Genomic DNA, 14478 nt, shown 5'->3' with positions numbered 1-14478 from the left:
ACAGTAACAAAACCTGAAAGCGTCGATTTATCCTAGTGCCCGAAACTGGGTCGCGCGCCAAAGCCAGTCGAAACACGGGTCGCTTAGCCGGTCGATTGGCCAGCTTCTATCCGGTGCCCCGAGCCTTAACAGCGGCCCATCTGCTGACTCTCTCCTTTCACTTCTCACGAGGACTTCGATGCCCCGCCCGATTGCTGCCCGGATTCACCCGGATGCCGTTCGCCACAATCTTGACCTGGTCCGCCAGCGCACGTCCGGCGCGCGCGTCTGGGCCGTCGTCAAGGCCAACGCTTATGGGCACGGCATCGAGCGCATTTATCCGGGCCTGGCCCAGGCCGACGGCATCGGCCTGCTCGACCTCGACGAAGCGGCGCGCGTGCGCGCCCTGGGCTGGACCAAGCCGGTGTTGCTACTCGAAGGAATCTTCACGCCGGAAGATGTCGCGGTGGCCGACGAGCTGCGCCTGACCGTCGCGGTACATTGCACGGAGCAACTCGACCTGCTGTGCGCGGCCAAGGTCAAGCAGCCGATCGATATCAATCTGAAGATGAACTCCGGCATGAACCGGCTCGGCTTCCGGCCGGACGCATTCCGGGCCGCATGGGAGCGCGCGAGGGCGTCGGCGTCGATCGGTGAGATCACACTGATGAGTCACTTCGCCAGCGCCGACGAGGGCGACCTGGACTGGCAGGTGGACCGTTTCGACGCCGCCACCCGCGAGATTCCCGGCGCACGCAGCCTTGCCAACTCGGCGGCGGCGCTGTGGCATCCACGCGCGCACCGCGACTGGGTGCGGCCGGGCATCGTGCTGTACGGCGGCTCGCCCTCCGGTGTGTCGAGCCACGTCGCGGATATTCCGCTGCGCGCGTCGATGACCCTCACGAGCCAGATCATCGGTATGCAGACCCTGACGCCACTCGAAACGGTCGGCTACGGCCGCAGGTTCGCGGCGCCTGAACCGATGCGCATCGGCGTGGTGGCTTGCGGCTATGCGGACGGCTACCCGCGGCATGCGCCGACCGGCACGCCGATTGCCGTCGACGGCACGCTGACGCGGGTCGTCGGACGCGTCTCGATGGACATGTTGACGGTCGATCTCACGCCCTGCCCCAACGCCCACGTCGGCTCGCAGGTCGAGCTGTGGGGCGATCAGGTCAAGATCGACGACGTGGCGCACGCCGCGGGAACCATCGGCTATGAATTGATGTGCGCCCTTGCGCGCCGGGTTCCGGTGGAAGTTGATTAATGCAGCGGGGTGGGCGCCAGATTCGATAGCCCGCCCTGCGCCGCTTCCCGTTACACCGGTTCGCCTAAGCTCAACACCATGTCCCCGCTCAAAGCGGCGCGGACTGCCACCCAGGAGCTCGAGATGCGAACCTGTGCGCGGAATCAGTTTGAAGGGACCGTAACCGAAGTGAAGCACGGCGCGGTGAACGATGAGATTGTGCTGCGCACCAAGGACGGCCTCGACATCGTCGCAGTGATCACGCACGGCAGCGCGACTTCGCTGGGTCTCGCCAGCGGCAAAGCCGCTACGGCGATTTTCAAAGCGTCGAGTGTGATCGTCGGCGTCGATCAGTAACTCCCGTCCATCCTCGCACGCCCGCGCAGCGTTAAGCCATCATCGTCAGGCGCGAGCGACTTGGGCAACGCTAGCCGTCGGCAGTTCGAAGGCGAAGCTCGTGCCCGTGCCGGCGCGCTCCACAAGGCGAATCCGGCTGTGGTGCAACTGCAGCATACGCTGCACGATCAGCAGTCCGAAGCCGCCGCCGCGATGCGCACCGCCGGCGCCCAACGGGCGCTCGAATAGCCCTTCGCGCAACTCGGCCGGAATGCCTGGGCCAGTGTCGCTGACCGTCACCTGCACCTTGCCTTCGCGGTAGGCAAGCTCCACGTCGATCGCGCCCTCAGCTGGCGTGTGGCGAATCGCGTTGTCGAGCAGGTTGGTCAGCACCCGCTCGATCATGCCGAGGTCCGCGCAGACCGGGGGCAGGCGCGGCGGAATGCCGGCCCGTAGCTGAATGCGGCGCGCCTCGGCCGGCAACTCGAATTTCTGGAACACGTCTTGCACCAGATCGACCAGTGAGAAGTCCTCCAGCGCCGGCTGCACGTTGCCGTGTTCGAGCCGCGCCAGCTCGAACAGCGCCTGCGCGAGCCGCCCTACCTTGACGCTTTGCGCAAGCGCGATCCCGAGATAGCGTTTGCGCTCGGTCTCGCTGAGCGTGTCCGCCTTCAGCGACAGCGTTTCCAGGTAGCCGTGCAGCGAGGTCAGCGGTGTGCGCAGGTCGTGCGAAATATTGGCGAGCAGTTCGCGCCGCTGTTGATCCTGGCGTGTCAGTGCGCGCCACTGCTCGCCGATGCGGTCCGCCATCTGCGCAAACGTGGCCTCCAGCACGGCGATTTCGTCGCGCCGTCCTGCCGACGCCGAGCGCGGCACCTGGGGCTGCGTATCCGGCTCGCCGTTGGCGTCGAACTGGCGCATCGCCTCGGTCAAGCGCCGCAACGGTCGCGTGATCAGGCCGAACGCCACCAGGCCCGCGACGAGCCCCAGCAAGGCCACCAACGCCATCGACCAGAGCGTCGTGCGCAACACAGAACTCGCGGCGACGCGCGCCGCCAGTTCGTCGTGTGCCTCACCGAACAGCACCACGTAGATATAGCCCGACGGCGGGTGCCCTGCCATTTGCAGCGGTGCAGCGCTGAACACCTTATGACCATCCATGCTGCGCGGATCGTCGCCGAGGATCGGCAGCGCATCGCCGGCAATGAAACGGCGGATCGGCTCCAGATCCACCTGTTGCCGCTTGACGCGTCCGGCGGGCGCATCGTCGCCCTTGATGCGCCCCTCGTTGTCGAGCAGATAGACCTCGACGCTCGGATTCACGGCCATCAGTTGACCGAATAGTTGCCGCACGGCATCCGGGCGCAGGCCGTTGGCATCGGTCAACGACGTGCTGCTGGCGATGTGTGCAGCGAGGCCGCGAGACAGGCCCTGCACCACTTCCTTTTCATGCAGGTCGCTCGAGCGGATCTGCAGCCAGGCCGATGCGCCCGAGCAGGCGAGCAGCAGCGCCGAGAAGACGATCAGGAGCCGCTGGGTCAGGGTCAGGTTCACGGCGCATCCTTTGAGCGGGCGTCCGGCGCCGGCGCTGGCGCCCCCTCCGACGGCACCGCCAACTTGTAGCCATGCCCCCAGACGGTCAGGATGCGCGCGGGTTGTGCCGGATCGGCCTCGATCTTCGCGCGCAGCCGGTTGATATGCGTGTTGACCGTATGTTCGTAGCCTTCGTGCTGATAACCCCAGACGGCGTTCAGCAGATCCATGCGCGAATACACCTTGCCGGGATGCTGGGCGAAGAAATACAACAGATCGAATTCGCGCGGCGTCAGCTCGATCCGGCGGCCCTCGACGGCCGCCTCGCGCGTCAACGGGTCGATCGTCAGGCCAGCAAGCTGCAGGGTGCCGGCATCGATGCGCGAGTCTTTCGCCATCGCGTCGACGCGCCGCAGCAACGCCTTCACCCGCGCCACCAGTTCGAGCACCGAGAATGGCTTGGCGAGGTAATCGTCGGCGCCCAGTTCCAGACCGAGAATCCGGTGCACTTCGCTCGACCGCGCGCTGGTAATGATGATCGGCGTATAACGAGTCATGGCCCGGGCCCGCCGGCAAATCTCCAGACCGTCGACGCCGGGCAGCATCAGGTCGAGGATCAGGGCATCCCAGCCGCCCTGCTCCAGCAGCCGCAGCCCTTCATTGCCGTCGGCGCTGTGCACGACTTCATAGCGTTCGTCGCGCAGGTGCAGGCTCAGAACGTTGGCAATGTCGACGTCGTCTTCGACGATCAGTACGCGCTTCGGATGATCCATGGAGCTTGGGATGCCAGTCAGGCCGTGGTTAGCGTTGCAAGAGCGGTGAGCGGCGCCCGCCCGGAAAACTGCCGTTACGTCATTGTGCAAAATTTCCCGGCAGCGAGTTATCACATTTAATTTAACTTTTCGTGAGGACTTCGACACCGCCTGCGACCTAGCATGTGGCCACTATCCGCAGATTGGCACCAAGGAGCACATCATGCAGAGTCGCAGACGCTTTCTGTTCGCCGGCACAGCCGCCGTGGCGGCGCTGGCTGCCGTGTCCCGCTTGCCCCGGCTGGCCGCGGCGCCGGCAGATGCCGGCCAGCCGGCCGCCGGCTTCGAATTCACGCGCACGGACGCCCAATGGCGCCAGTTGCTGACCCCGGCACAGTACGCGGTTCTGCGCGAGGAGGGTACCGAGCGTCCGTTTACGAGTCCGCTGAACGACGAGCATCGCGCCGGAGTGTTCTCCTGCGCGGGGTGCAAGCTTAACCTGTTCTCGTCGCACACCAAGTTCGATAGCCATACGGGCTGGCCGAGCTTCTGGGCGCCGCTCGACCACGCTGTGGCGACCCGCAACGACAGTTCGTTCGGCATGGAGCGCACGGAGGTGCATTGCCGGCGCTGCGGCGGCCATCTCGGGCACGTGTTCGACGACGGCCCCAAGCCCACCGGCCTGCGCTATTGCATGAATGGCGTGGCGATGAGCTTCACGCCGGCTGCCACCTGACCCGCCTGCGCGCGACCGACGCCCCGGCTTACGCCCCCGTCCTCTGGAAAAATCATGCTCCTCATCGTTCTCGCCTACCTCGGCGGCGCCCTGACGATACTCAGCCCATGCATCCTGCCGGTGCTGCCGTTCGTCTTTGCGCGCGCCGATCAGCCGTTCGTGCGCAGCGGCCTGCCGCTGCTCGCCGGCATGGCGCTCACCTTCGCTCTCGTGGCGACGCTGGCCGCCGTCGGCGGCGGCTGGGTGACCCAGGCCAACCAGTATGGCCGCTGGCTCGCCATCGCGCTGCTTGCGGTGTTCGGCCTCACCTTGCTGTTCCCGCGCTTTGCCGACCACCTGATGCGGCCGCTGGTAAGCGCCGGCAACCGGCTGTCGAACTTCGCCCAGGCCGACGGCCAGCAGGTGCGCGCCGGTTCGTCGTTTCTGCTCGGCATTGCCACGGGGCTGCTGTGGGCGCCCTGCGCCGGGCCAATCCTGGGTCTCGTGTTGACCGGCGCCGCGCTGCGCGGCGCGAGTGTCGGCACCACCTTGCTGCTGATCGCCTACGCGGCTGGGGCAGCCACTTCGCTCGCGGTCGCGCTGTTGATCGGCGGCCGGGTGTTTACTGCGATGAAGCGCTCGCTCGGCGCCGGTGAGTGGATCCGCCGTGGCATCGGTGCGGCGATGCTGGCCGGCGTGGTCGCAATTGCGTTTGGGCTCGACACCGGAGTGCTGACGCGGGTGTCGACGGTGGCCACCGGGGGCATCGAGCAGAAGCTGGTCGACCGGCTGTCGCCGGGCGCGAAGATGGCGGGCAACCCCGCCGCCGTTGCGAACACCAGCGCCGCCTCCGGGATGGCTGCTGCATCCGCCGATACCGCCGCTGCCAACCCAGGCGCCGCCATGGTGGCGAAGTCCGGCAGCATGATGCGTGCAGCTCAGCCAGTAAGCGAAACGACGCCCCCGTTGCCCGTCGAAGGCCAGTTGCCTTCGCTGAACGGCGCCGTCCAGTGGCTGAACTCGCCGCCGCTCACCGCGCAGAGCCTGCGCGGCAAGGTCGTGCTGGTCGACTTCTGGACTTACTCGTGCATCAACTGCCTGCGCTCTCTGCCGTACGTGAACGCGTGGGCGCAAAAGTACAAGGATCAGGGGCTCGTTGTGATCGGCGTGCACGCGCCGGAATTCGCCTTCGAGCGCAATATCGACAACGTGAAGAAGGCCACGCATGACCTCGGTGTCGACTATCCGGTGGCGATCGACAACAACTACGCGATCTGGCGCTCGTTCAACAACGAGTACTGGCCCGCGCATTACTTTGTCGATGCACAGGGACGCATCCGCTACCACCATTTCGGCGAAGGCGACTATGAGCAATCGGAGAAGGTCATCCAGCAATTGCTGGCCGAAGCGGGCCACGCGAGCGCAACGAGTGTCCCGACCGGCTTGACCAGCACCCGCGTCAAAGGCGTAGAAGTTGCCGCCGATAACTCCGATATGCGCTCGCCGGAAACCTATATCGGCTACGCCCGCGCCGAGAACTTCGTTTCGCCGGGCGGCGAAGCCGAGGACAAACAGCACTCGTATGCGGCACCGGCTCAGCCCACGCTCAACGAATGGGGCCTCGACGGCAAGTGGCGCGTCGGCGCCGAGTACGCGACGCTAAGCGCCGCGTCCGGCGGCATCGTTTACCGCTTTCATGCGCGCGATCTGCATCTGGTGCTGGGCCCGGACAAGGACGGCAAGGCCGTGCGCTTTCGCGTCAGCATCGACGGCGCCGCGCCGGGTACCGCACACGGCAGCGACGTGAGCCCCGACGGCATGGGCACGGTGACGGAAGAGCGGCTCTATCAACTGGTGCGGCAAACCGGCGACGTCAAGGATCACACCTTCTCGATCGAGTTTCTGGACCCCGGCGTCGAAGCATATTCATTCACGTTCGGCTGATGCCGCGCGCGGCACTGCTGCATTCGAACTGTCCGATGCATGTCATCACTTATTAAGGAGTGGCAATCGTGAGCAACATCTTTAGCAACGCAGCGTCTTCACGCAAGCGTTCCACCTTCGCCAAACTGGCAGGCGCCGTCGCGCTCGCCTTGGGGGTCATCGCCGTGCAGCGCGTCGCGGTCTCGGCCGAAGCGGCCACGCAAATCCCCCCGCCCGCGCAGGACGAACAAGTCACTGCGACCCATAGCGAAACCGCCGTGTTCGCCGGCGGCTGCTTCTGGGGCGTGCAGGGCGTATTCGAACACGTGCGCGGCGTAAAACAGGTCGCCGCCGGCTATACGGGCGGCGCGGCCGGTACCGCGCAATACGAAACGGTCAGCGAAGGCGACACCGGTCACGCCGAATCGGTACAGATCACCTACGATCCGACGCAGATCACGTATGGACGGCTGCTGCAGATTTTCTTCTCAGTCGCCCATAACCCGACCGAACTGAATTACCAGGGTCCGGACCACGGCACTCAATATCGCTCGGCGGTGTTCCCGGTCAATCCACAGCAGCGTACTGTCGCACAGGCGTATATCGCGCAGCTCGACAAGGCTCACGTGTTTTCAGCGCCGGTGGTCACGCGCGTGGAGGATTTCAAGGGCTTTTATCCGGCGGAAAACTATCACCAGAATTATCTCGTGCTACATCCTGACTATCCGTACATCGCGATTAACGATTTGCCCAAGGTGGCCAACCTGAAGCGGATGTTTCCCGATCTCTATCGTAACGATCCGGTATTGCTGAAAGTCTCTTCGTCGTAGAGGAGGACACGCCGGGCGTGATTCATGAGCGACCGGCGTGCGCAGTTCCGCACACAAAACGGGCTAGTCAAGTTACGCTATCGCCTCAGGAAAATGACGCCCCGCTTACGCGAGTAAGCGGCACACTTAACGCGTGAGCGTAACGCTGAAATCCGGCGCGCAGGCCTGGGTGTATGTGAGCGCTTGAGGGACGGGGGTCGCTAGATGAAACGCTTCGTGCAAGCCGTCGGTATCGCGTTGGCTGCGTTTTTTGCCTTGGGGCAGGCGTGGGCCGCCGATTCGTTCTACGCCGATCCCAACTCCGAGGCCGCCGTGTGGGTGCGCGCTCATGCAGACGATCCGCGCGCGGCGAAGATCGCCGCCTCCATCGTTCACGTGCCTACTGCGCAATGGTTCGGTAGCTGGAACCGCGACGTGCAGGCGGCCGTCGATCAGTACGTCAACGCCGCCAATGCCGCACATCAGGTGCCGATCCTCGTCGCCTACAACATTCCCGAGCGCGACTGCGGCGGAGCATCCGCGGGCGGAGCAGCCGACGTCAGCGCCTATCGCGCATGGATCGACGCGTTCTCGCAAGGCATCGGCAAGAGCCGCGCCATGGTGGTCGTCGAGCCGGACTCGCTTGCTCAACTTGATTGCTTCAAAACGCCTGAAGGGCAGCAGACCCGGCTGGATCTGCTGCGCTATGCGGTCTCGCGCATGCGCTTGAACGCACCCGAGGCCGACGTTTATCTCGACGCCGGCAACGCGCATTGGATTGGCGCGGATGCCATGGCGAACCGTCTGCACGACGCTGGCATCGGCGAGGTGAAGGGATTCGCCTTGAACGTGTCGAATTTCTACACGACGCAAGAATCGCTAGCGTATGCAAATGCCGTCAACGAACAGTTGTCGAACCGGTTCGGTTTGACGAAGCCGGTTGTGGTCGATACCAGCCGCAACGGCAATGGTTCAGAGGGGCAATGGTGTAACCCTGCGAGCGCCAGATTGGGCGAGCCGACTGGAGAACCGTCTGGGCAGATATGGCTCGCATGGATCAAGAATCCGGGCACCTCCGATGGGCCTTGTGGCGTTGCGCCGGCGTTGAAAGCGGGGGGATTCGATCCGGATCTGGCGGTGCGTCTGATTGACGGGGAGTGAGGTGGTGGGGTCTCAGATTCCGCCCGACACTTCTGCCCCAATCTCCTCAGCAAGCCTAACGAACAGTGCCTCCTGCGGCGACAGTTCCCCGGCGCGCAACACCATCCACATCGCAGAGCGTGCGCCTTTGCCGCGCAGCGGCCGGTACGCCACGCCATCCACCTTGATGCTGCTCAACGAGGCCGGTACGAACGCCACGCCGAGTCCGGCTGCCACCAGGCCGACAATGGTCGGCGACTCTCGCGCCTCCTGAGCAAGCCGCGGCGCAAAACCGGCCTGCTGACACAGCGCAATGACCTGGTCGTACACACCGGTGCCGCGCTCACGCGGATACATCACGAAGCCCTCGTTCCTGAACGCGTCCACCGAAAGCGCGCCGCCCTGTAGAGCGAGCGGGTGACGCGCGGGCAGAACGGCCACGAGCGCATCCTCGAAAAGGCGGATGACCTGCCACGTCGACGGCAAATCGGGCCGCGCCGTGCCGCGCACGAAAGCGACTTCCAGGCGCCGCTCCAGCATTGCCGTCAACTGCTGTTGGGTGCTCAGTTCCTCGAGCCTCAAGTGTATTTCCGGCAGGCGGCGCCGGAATTCGAAAATCAGCTTCGGGATGACCGCGCTAAAGGCAGCCGAGCCGGTAAAGCCCACCCGCAACTCGCCGAGTTCGCCACGCTGGGCGCGCCGCGCCACCTCGCCAGTCCGCTCCGCCTGCGCGGCCAGGGCGCGCGCTTCAGGCAACAGCGCCTTGCCGGCGGCCGTCAATTCCACGCGCCGGTTGGTCCGCTCGAACAGGCGCGCCCCCAACTCGTCCTCCAGCACCCGGATCTGCTGGCTGAGAGGCGGCTGCGCGATATTCAGGCGTTGTGCGGCCCGCCCGAAATGCAGTTCTTCGGACAGGACGATGAAATAGCGAATTCGGCGAAGGTCCATGATATCGATTATGTATCAATTACAGTCAAATCGATATTGGACACCCGCATGAGTCGATCTCATCATTGAGGCACGATTGAAACTGCATATGGAGTGACCGAAACATGGGAAAGCACGACGTCAACGTGTTGACGGCCGTCATCTCGACCGCTGGCGAGGCGCCTCGCGAACTGACAGGAAAAATTGAGCACGGCACGCCGGCCTTCTGGCAAACCAATTTCGCCCTGTTCGCCGCCGGGTTCGCGACCTTTGCGTTGCTTTACTGCGTGCAGCCGTTGATGCCGCTGTTTTCGGCGGATTTCGGCGTTAGCGCCGCGGGCGCAAGCCTTGCCCTGTCGTTGACCACGGGCTTGCTGGCAGTGACGATGCTCGTGGCGGGCGGGCTATCCGAGGCCTGGGGCCGCAAACCGATCATGGTGGCTTCGCTGTTGCTCTCGGCGGTGCTTACCGTCATCTGCGCTATGGTCCCGCACTGGCCGACGCTGCTTGTCATGCGCGCGTTGATGGGTATCGCGCTGAGCGGTCTGCCGGCGGTCGCGATGGCTTACGTGGGCGAGGAGATGCATCCGCGCTCGCTCGGTCATGCGATGGGGTTGTATGTCGGTGGGACTGGCCTTGGCGGAATGGCGGGGCGTCTGTTGACCGGTGTGATAACCGATGTCTGGGGATGGCGCTCGGCGGTGCTGGTGATCGGCGTGCTCGGCGTACTGAGTGCCGCGATCCTGTGGCGCTGTTTACCGCCCTCGCGCCACTTCGTGAAGCGGGAACTACGCGTTGTCCCTTTGGTGCGCGCCTTCGGCACTCACTTGCGCGACGGCATTCTGCCGCTACTGTTCGTCGAAGCGTTCCTGTTGATGGGCAGCTTTGTCACCGTGTACAACTATGTCGGCTACCGTCTGATTGCGGCGCCTTTCTCTCTGAACCAGACCAAAATCGGCCTGATTTTCGCGGTATATCTGTTCGGTGTCGTCAGCTCGGCCTGGGCGGGCAGTCTCTCTGCGAAGGTTGGGCGCCGGGTCGTGCTGCCGGCCACGTTGATGCTGATGTTTGTCGGGACCGCCATCACGCTCTCGAACCAGCTCTGGGTCATCGTGTTCGGGGTGGCTGTCTTGACGATCGGCTTCTTCGGCACGCATTCGGTTGCCAGCGCCTGGGTCGGCGCACGGGCGCAGGTCAGCAAGGCGCAGGCGTCGTCGCTGTACCTGTTTGCTTACTACCTGGGATCGAGCGTGGTCGGCTCGCTCGGCGGAGTGTTCTGGAGTTTGCGCGGCTGGCACGGTGTAGTTGCGATGGCCTGCGCGCTGTTGCTGCTCGCGATTGGGATCGCGGGTTGGTTGTATCGGTTGCCTTCGCGGGAGGGGCGGGCGGTGGTACTGGCGAAGTAAGAAGGATGGCGCGTACAGCGCCACTCCGGATCGGTCTGCATGGCGCTACTCAAAGTACAGCGCGACCCGATCCGTGGTCCAAGTCGCAACGCCTGTGCCGAAGAAATCGGTATCTTCCGTCCAAACGGGACATCCCAAGGTCATAGCGCATGCAAGAATAGGCCAGTCGTCGGCGTCCCGTCGCTCAATGCGCTCTAGAGCTTGCTGCTTCATGCCGAGATAAACATCGGCATCGATTGCGTGTACGATCGCAGCAAGACCGTCGAGTACGCGCATCGCGGCCTCTGCACGAACGCCTCGCTTTTCTAGCAGCGGGGGAAGATATTTTCTGGCGTCAGCATAAGCAATGTCGGGAGCGAAAAACCTGATCGACGACGCATGCTCGACGGTCAGTTCGCGCACTCGCTTCCCAAGGACAGCACGAATCAGGATATTCGAGTCCAGCACAATTGCCTTATTGCTCATGTCGCCTTGGTTTGTGTCTTTTTGCGACCTAGGGTCGATCCTCGAGCCGCCTTGAACTCAGATACCACGTCCTCAACGTCGATGCCCTGCTCGGCCAGAAGCCGATCCAAGGTCTTGCTCGCCTTCTTCAGAGCTGCAACATCCCCCTCGCTCTGGCCGTGCGCAGGAATAAAGTAGCCAACCGTCTGCCCGTGACGAGTGACGGCTACGGGCGTGCTAGCGGCGATATATTCCGCTAGATCGGCCCTGAACTCCCGAATCCCAACCTTAATCGTTTCCATGATTTCGCCCCTGGTAATGGCGCGCATTTGTGAATCTGTGTGTACACATTTTGCGCCGAAATCGCTGCCGATGCAAGATTTACCCGAAATGGTCAGGCTGCCCCCATCGAGCTGACCAGCCCAATTGCCCGCTTCACTGAAGAGATTGTGGGACCCGTGCTAGCATTTCGCACTCTCGCCGCATTGTCCGTCGAGTGACCTAAATTTCGTTGTAAGTCTGGAGGTTGTTGTGGCGTTGGAACATCGTGGCTTTCGAGTAAATGTTGATGTGGTGCCGGATGAACTCGGCGTGCAGTGGGTGTGCCGGGCCCTGATTGAACGTATCGATGGCGATAGCCAGAAAGGGGCGCCCGTTGGCCCGGAACTGACCATCCCGCGAGTCAAGATCGACCCGCTGATGGCCATCAGCTCGCTCGAGCATCGGGCCACCGCGGTGATTGACGAATTCTGCGACCAGGGTCACGCTACGGCCTGATCGTCACCAGCGAGCGCTCTTTCGGTTCGATTCAGACGGATCCAATCAATGCGCGAAGCGGATGTCCAGCGCTCGCAAATAAGTCTGCAAACCAGCATCCTGAATCGGAATCAGGTAGCCGTTCTCGTCCGATTCGTTGAAGTGGGCATGCCAGTATCCCGGGGGCGTCACAAAGACCATACCCGGCTCCCAGTCGACGCGCTGCGGATTGAGGATGTTGCCGTTTTCGTCGAGTTCGGTGCCGACCAGCGTGTAGCAGCCTGGTTTGCAGTCCGAGATGAAGTCCAACGCGATCGATTGATGGCGGTGCGGCTTTTGTATCGTCTTTGCCGCGACCACACCGAACATCGCCCACAACACATGCGTCACGGTACGCGTCTGCGGGAAGTTCGCGTTACCCAACAAAATGCTGACGCGGTTCCGTTGGCTAGCGCCGGCAGCGCTCGACACCTTCTTCAGTTCCTCTTCTGCGCGCGCGGCCGGGTAATGCGTCGGCTTGAAGCGTGGGGTCTGCACGCTTGCACCCAGGTAGGTGAGCAGCGGCGCGTCGTTGACGTAATACAGGCGAGCCGTCGATTCGGCCGTGAGCGTCATCGATTCTCCACCCGGGAACGTAAAGAAGTCACCCTTCCCGAACTGGAATGCGCTCTTGCCTTGCGAGGCGATGCCGGAACCTTCTATGACGTAAAACACCATCGAAGTAGCGTTTGGCTTCAGTGCAACCTTCTCGCCGGTCAGCACGCGCACGAAATTGGCTGAGAGACCCGGACCTGTTGCCGGACTTTCGCAGCCGAGTTCGGCCGACAGGTCGAGCGGGACTACACGGGTCGGGCCGCTGTTGTACAGCGAAGCGGGGAACGAGCGATACGGAATGCGCGAGATCAGCTTGGCGCCGATAGGATTCGCCGATGAGGTGTATTCGAAGTACTGTGCGTCTTCGGTCGTCGCCGAAGCATCCAGTTCCAGCGTAGAAAGTGCGGTTCTGTCGAGCATGTCCATCTCCTATAAAGGGTTCCCCGCATGAGTCGCGGGTTCGTCAGCTCACGCTAACGTCTGAGTCCACTATAGAAAAAGGCTACGCCCCGGAGAACGACTCGTCTCGGGAATCAGTTTTGCGGAAAAGGGACTACGGAATGGAAGGCCAGCCCATCCGGCCGGCTACGGATGCGCCCAATAATCGTCGCGGCCAAAGATGTTGGCGTAAAAATCGACAAACGCACGCACCTTGGACGAAACCACTTTCTTTGGCGGATAGACGGCCCAGATCGCTGGGTCCAGGCGTGTAGCCCGGGCCTCCCAGTCAACGAGCAGCGCCGTCAGATCGCCGGCACGTAGCTCGGCGCCGATGCTCCATTCGGGCAGCAGCGCGATGCCACATCCAGCGACGGCAAGATCGATGATGGCGTCGGTATCGTTCGCCCTCACTTGCCCGCTGAGCTGAACCGTCACGTCCTTCGTTTTCGATTTGGCCTTGCAACGGCTGAGGATCCATTTGTCATCGATAGCGCGCGAGAAACGCAGCGCCGTGTGGCGGTTCAGATCCTCTGGCGTCTCTGGTGCGCCGTGCGTGGCGACGTATGCAGGGCTCGCACAGACGATGCGCCGATGGGCCGCGAGGCGCCTCGCCATGAGCTGCGAATCGGGCAGCACGCCGATCCGGATGGCGAGATCCACTTCGGTCTCGATGAGGTTGATCACATCATCCGAGAAAATCATGTCCACGCCGATGCGTGGATGCTTTTCCAGAAACGCCGGCAGATGCTTCACCACATGCTTGCGGCCGAACGAGGTCGGCATCGTTACGCGCAGCACGCCTTGGGGCGAGGCATTCAGCGAGGACGTCACGCTGCGCGCCTCGTCCATTGCCTTCATCGCCACTAGCGCATGCTCACGAAAGACGCGCCCGCCTTCGGTGAGCACGAGGCCACGCGTGGAGCGATTGAAGAGCGCAATACCCAGATCGCCCTCGAGCTCCGTGACGTAGCGGGAGACGGTAGATGTCTTCAGTTCCAGTTGCTGCGCGGTCTTGCTGAAGCTCTGCAGGTCGGCGGCACAGAGGAAGGCGCGGACGGCGGCGAAATAGTCCATTCTATTGTCGGCTCCGGGCGGCAAGGCGAGATGGGTCGAGATGTGGGGATTTATAGCATGCCCGGTTGCGTATGCGCTTTCCGGACGCGTAAACGCAAAAACCCCGCCTTTGAGAGGCGGGGTTTCTGGTCTTGCTAGGGAGCCTGACGATTACCTACTTTCACACGGGAATCCGCACTATCATCGGCGTGGAGTCGTTTCACGGTCCTGTTCGGGATGGGAAGGGGTGGTACCGACTCGCTATGGTCATCAGGCATGACTTGTTGCCGTGTCGCCTTTGTGGGCGGCACAGCCAATCTGGAAGAAGTAGCTGAGAGGATGCCTCTCGTTTGATGCGGGTTGTGTTGTTTCTGGCACAACACTGATCACTCAACCTGTGCGTGGTGTCCTGCCCCCCTTCGGG

The 14478-nt window shown here is 63.1% G+C and carries 14 protein-coding genes, 1 rRNA gene and 1 pseudogene; 8 read left to right on the top strand and 8 right to left on the bottom strand.

The features are described from left to right. Positions 1-178: 178 nt before the first annotated feature. Together alr and BLQ92_RS36805 are read left to right on the top strand one after the other, a co-directional pair. Complete coding sequence (alr, locus tag BLQ92_RS36810; protein ID WP_090695442.1) at positions 179-1246, top strand: alanine racemase; 1068 nt, start codon at positions 179-181, stop codon at positions 1244-1246. 123 nt (positions 1247-1369) lie between these two features. Then, positions 1370-1576, top strand: a pseudogene (locus BLQ92_RS36805) (TOBE domain-containing protein); the annotation flags it as partial. A 51-nt stretch (positions 1577-1627) separates the two neighbouring features. Here BLQ92_RS36805 and BLQ92_RS36800 read toward each other — a convergent pair. Both BLQ92_RS36800 and BLQ92_RS36795 read right to left on the bottom strand, forming a co-directional pair. Next, on the bottom strand, positions 1628-3115 hold the full coding sequence (locus tag BLQ92_RS36800) for a sensor histidine kinase (protein ID WP_090695435.1): 1488 nt from the start codon (positions 3113-3115) through the stop codon (positions 1628-1630). After that, positions 3112-3867 (bottom strand): response regulator transcription factor, encoded by a 756-nt coding sequence (locus tag BLQ92_RS36795; protein WP_090695430.1) that lies wholly within the window; start codon positions 3865-3867, stop codon positions 3112-3114. The genes BLQ92_RS36800 and BLQ92_RS36795 overlap by 4 nt, the downstream gene beginning before the upstream one ends. Before the next feature lie 202 nt (positions 3868-4069). On the opposite strand from BLQ92_RS36795, the gene msrB reads away from it, so the two are divergent. The 4 genes from msrB to BLQ92_RS36775 all read left to right on the top strand — a co-directional run bounded on the left by msrB (position 4070) and on the right by BLQ92_RS36775 (position 8454). Further along, positions 4070-4582, top strand: coding sequence for a peptide-methionine (R)-S-oxide reductase MsrB (gene msrB / locus BLQ92_RS36790; protein WP_090695426.1), 513 nt, complete (start codon positions 4070-4072; stop codon positions 4580-4582). Positions 4583-4636: 54 nt separating this feature from the next. Next, positions 4637-6505, top strand: coding sequence for a cytochrome c biogenesis protein DipZ (locus tag BLQ92_RS36785; RefSeq protein WP_090695422.1), 1869 nt, complete (start codon positions 4637-4639; stop codon positions 6503-6505). Between the two features lie 125 nt (positions 6506-6630). Further along, complete coding sequence (gene msrA / locus BLQ92_RS36780) at positions 6631-7314, top strand: peptide-methionine (S)-S-oxide reductase MsrA (RefSeq protein ID WP_244106578.1); 684 nt, start codon at positions 6631-6633, stop codon at positions 7312-7314. Between the two features lie 204 nt (positions 7315-7518). Continuing rightward, positions 7519-8454 carry a glycoside hydrolase family 6 protein gene (locus tag BLQ92_RS36775; RefSeq protein ID WP_090695415.1) on the top strand — a complete coding sequence of 312 codons (936 nt, stop codon included), beginning with the start codon at positions 7519-7521 and terminating at the stop codon, positions 8452-8454. Positions 8455-8466: 12 nt separating this feature from the next. Here BLQ92_RS36775 and BLQ92_RS36770 read toward each other — a convergent pair whose 3' ends face one another. Beyond that, positions 8467-9381, bottom strand: coding sequence for a LysR substrate-binding domain-containing protein (locus BLQ92_RS36770; RefSeq protein WP_090695412.1), 915 nt, complete (start codon positions 9379-9381; stop codon positions 8467-8469). Positions 9382-9485: 104 nt separating this feature from the next. On the opposite strand from BLQ92_RS36770, the gene BLQ92_RS36765 reads away from it, so the two are divergent. Next, the gene (locus BLQ92_RS36765; protein WP_090695407.1) at positions 9486-10766 is read left to right on the top strand and encodes an MFS transporter; all 1281 of its coding nucleotides are present in this window, start codon (positions 9486-9488) and stop codon (positions 10764-10766) included. Positions 10767-10811: 45 nt separating this feature from the next. Here BLQ92_RS36765 and BLQ92_RS36760 read toward each other — a convergent pair whose 3' ends face one another. Together BLQ92_RS36760 and BLQ92_RS36755 are read right to left on the bottom strand one after the other, a co-directional pair. Next, positions 10812-11231: a PIN domain-containing protein gene (locus tag BLQ92_RS36760; RefSeq protein ID WP_090695404.1), complete on the bottom strand. Its 420-nt coding sequence runs from the start codon at positions 11229-11231 to the stop codon at positions 10812-10814. Further along, the gene (locus BLQ92_RS36755) at positions 11228-11512 is read right to left on the bottom strand and encodes a prevent-host-death protein (protein WP_090695555.1); all 285 of its coding nucleotides are present in this window, start codon (positions 11510-11512) and stop codon (positions 11228-11230) included. Before BLQ92_RS36755 ends, BLQ92_RS36760 begins: the two co-directional genes overlap by 4 nt. 229 nt (positions 11513-11741) lie before the next feature. Here BLQ92_RS36755 and BLQ92_RS36750 point away from each other — a divergent pair, with 229 nt between their 5' ends. Then, positions 11742-11987 carry a hypothetical protein gene (locus BLQ92_RS36750; RefSeq protein ID WP_090695401.1) on the top strand — a complete coding sequence of 82 codons (246 nt, stop codon included), beginning with the start codon at positions 11742-11744 and terminating at the stop codon, positions 11985-11987. A 45-nt stretch (positions 11988-12032) separates the two neighbouring features. Here the strand turns inward: BLQ92_RS36750 and BLQ92_RS36745 are convergent, their stop codons facing one another. From BLQ92_RS36745 to rrf, 3 genes are all read right to left on the bottom strand, one after another. Next, complete coding sequence (locus tag BLQ92_RS36745; protein ID WP_090695397.1) at positions 12033-12980, bottom strand: cupin domain-containing protein; 948 nt, start codon at positions 12978-12980, stop codon at positions 12033-12035. A 165-nt stretch (positions 12981-13145) separates the two neighbouring features. Then, positions 13146-14075: a LysR family transcriptional regulator gene (locus BLQ92_RS36740; protein ID WP_090695394.1), complete on the bottom strand. Its 930-nt coding sequence runs from the start codon at positions 14073-14075 to the stop codon at positions 13146-13148. Positions 14076-14216: 141 nt separating this feature from the next. Continuing rightward, a 5S ribosomal RNA gene (rrf, locus tag BLQ92_RS36735) occupies positions 14217-14329 on the bottom strand. Between the last annotated feature and the right edge of the window lie 149 nt (positions 14330-14478).

The sequence above is a fragment of the Paraburkholderia phenazinium genome (assembly GCF_900100735.1).
GTDB lineage: Bacteria > Pseudomonadota > Gammaproteobacteria > Burkholderiales > Burkholderiaceae > Paraburkholderia > Paraburkholderia phenazinia.
This window is presented reverse-complemented; position numbering and strand designations above follow the sequence as displayed.

Excerpts from the sequence above, each read along its gene's own strand:
- alr (WP_090695442.1), top strand. The coding sequence starts at position 179 with ATGCCCCGCCCGATTGCTGCCCGGATTCACCCGGATGCCGTTCGCCAC.
- BLQ92_RS36795 (WP_090695430.1), bottom strand. The coding sequence starts at position 3,867 with ATGGATCATCCGAAGCGCGTACTGATCGTCGAAGACGACGTCGACATT.
- msrB (WP_090695426.1), top strand. The coding sequence starts at position 4,070 with ATGCAGAGTCGCAGACGCTTTCTGTTCGCCGGCACAGCCGCCGTGGCG.
- BLQ92_RS36785 (WP_090695422.1), top strand. The coding sequence starts at position 4,637 with ATGCTCCTCATCGTTCTCGCCTACCTCGGCGGCGCCCTGACGATACTC.
- BLQ92_RS36775 (WP_090695415.1), top strand. The coding sequence starts at position 7,519 with ATGAAACGCTTCGTGCAAGCCGTCGGTATCGCGTTGGCTGCGTTTTTT.
- BLQ92_RS36770 (WP_090695412.1), bottom strand. The coding sequence starts at position 9,381 with ATGGACCTTCGCCGAATTCGCTATTTCATCGTCCTGTCCGAAGAACTG.
- BLQ92_RS36765 (WP_090695407.1), top strand. The coding sequence starts at position 9,486 with ATGGGAAAGCACGACGTCAACGTGTTGACGGCCGTCATCTCGACCGCT.
- BLQ92_RS36760 (WP_090695404.1), bottom strand. The coding sequence starts at position 11,231 with ATGAGCAATAAGGCAATTGTGCTGGACTCGAATATCCTGATTCGTGCT.
- BLQ92_RS36755 (WP_090695555.1), bottom strand. The coding sequence starts at position 11,512 with ATGGAAACGATTAAGGTTGGGATTCGGGAGTTCAGGGCCGATCTAGCG.
- BLQ92_RS36745 (WP_090695397.1), bottom strand. The coding sequence starts at position 12,980 with ATGCTCGACAGAACCGCACTTTCTACGCTGGAACTGGATGCTTCGGCG.
- BLQ92_RS36740 (WP_090695394.1), bottom strand. The coding sequence starts at position 14,075 with ATGGACTATTTCGCCGCCGTCCGCGCCTTCCTCTGTGCCGCCGACCTG.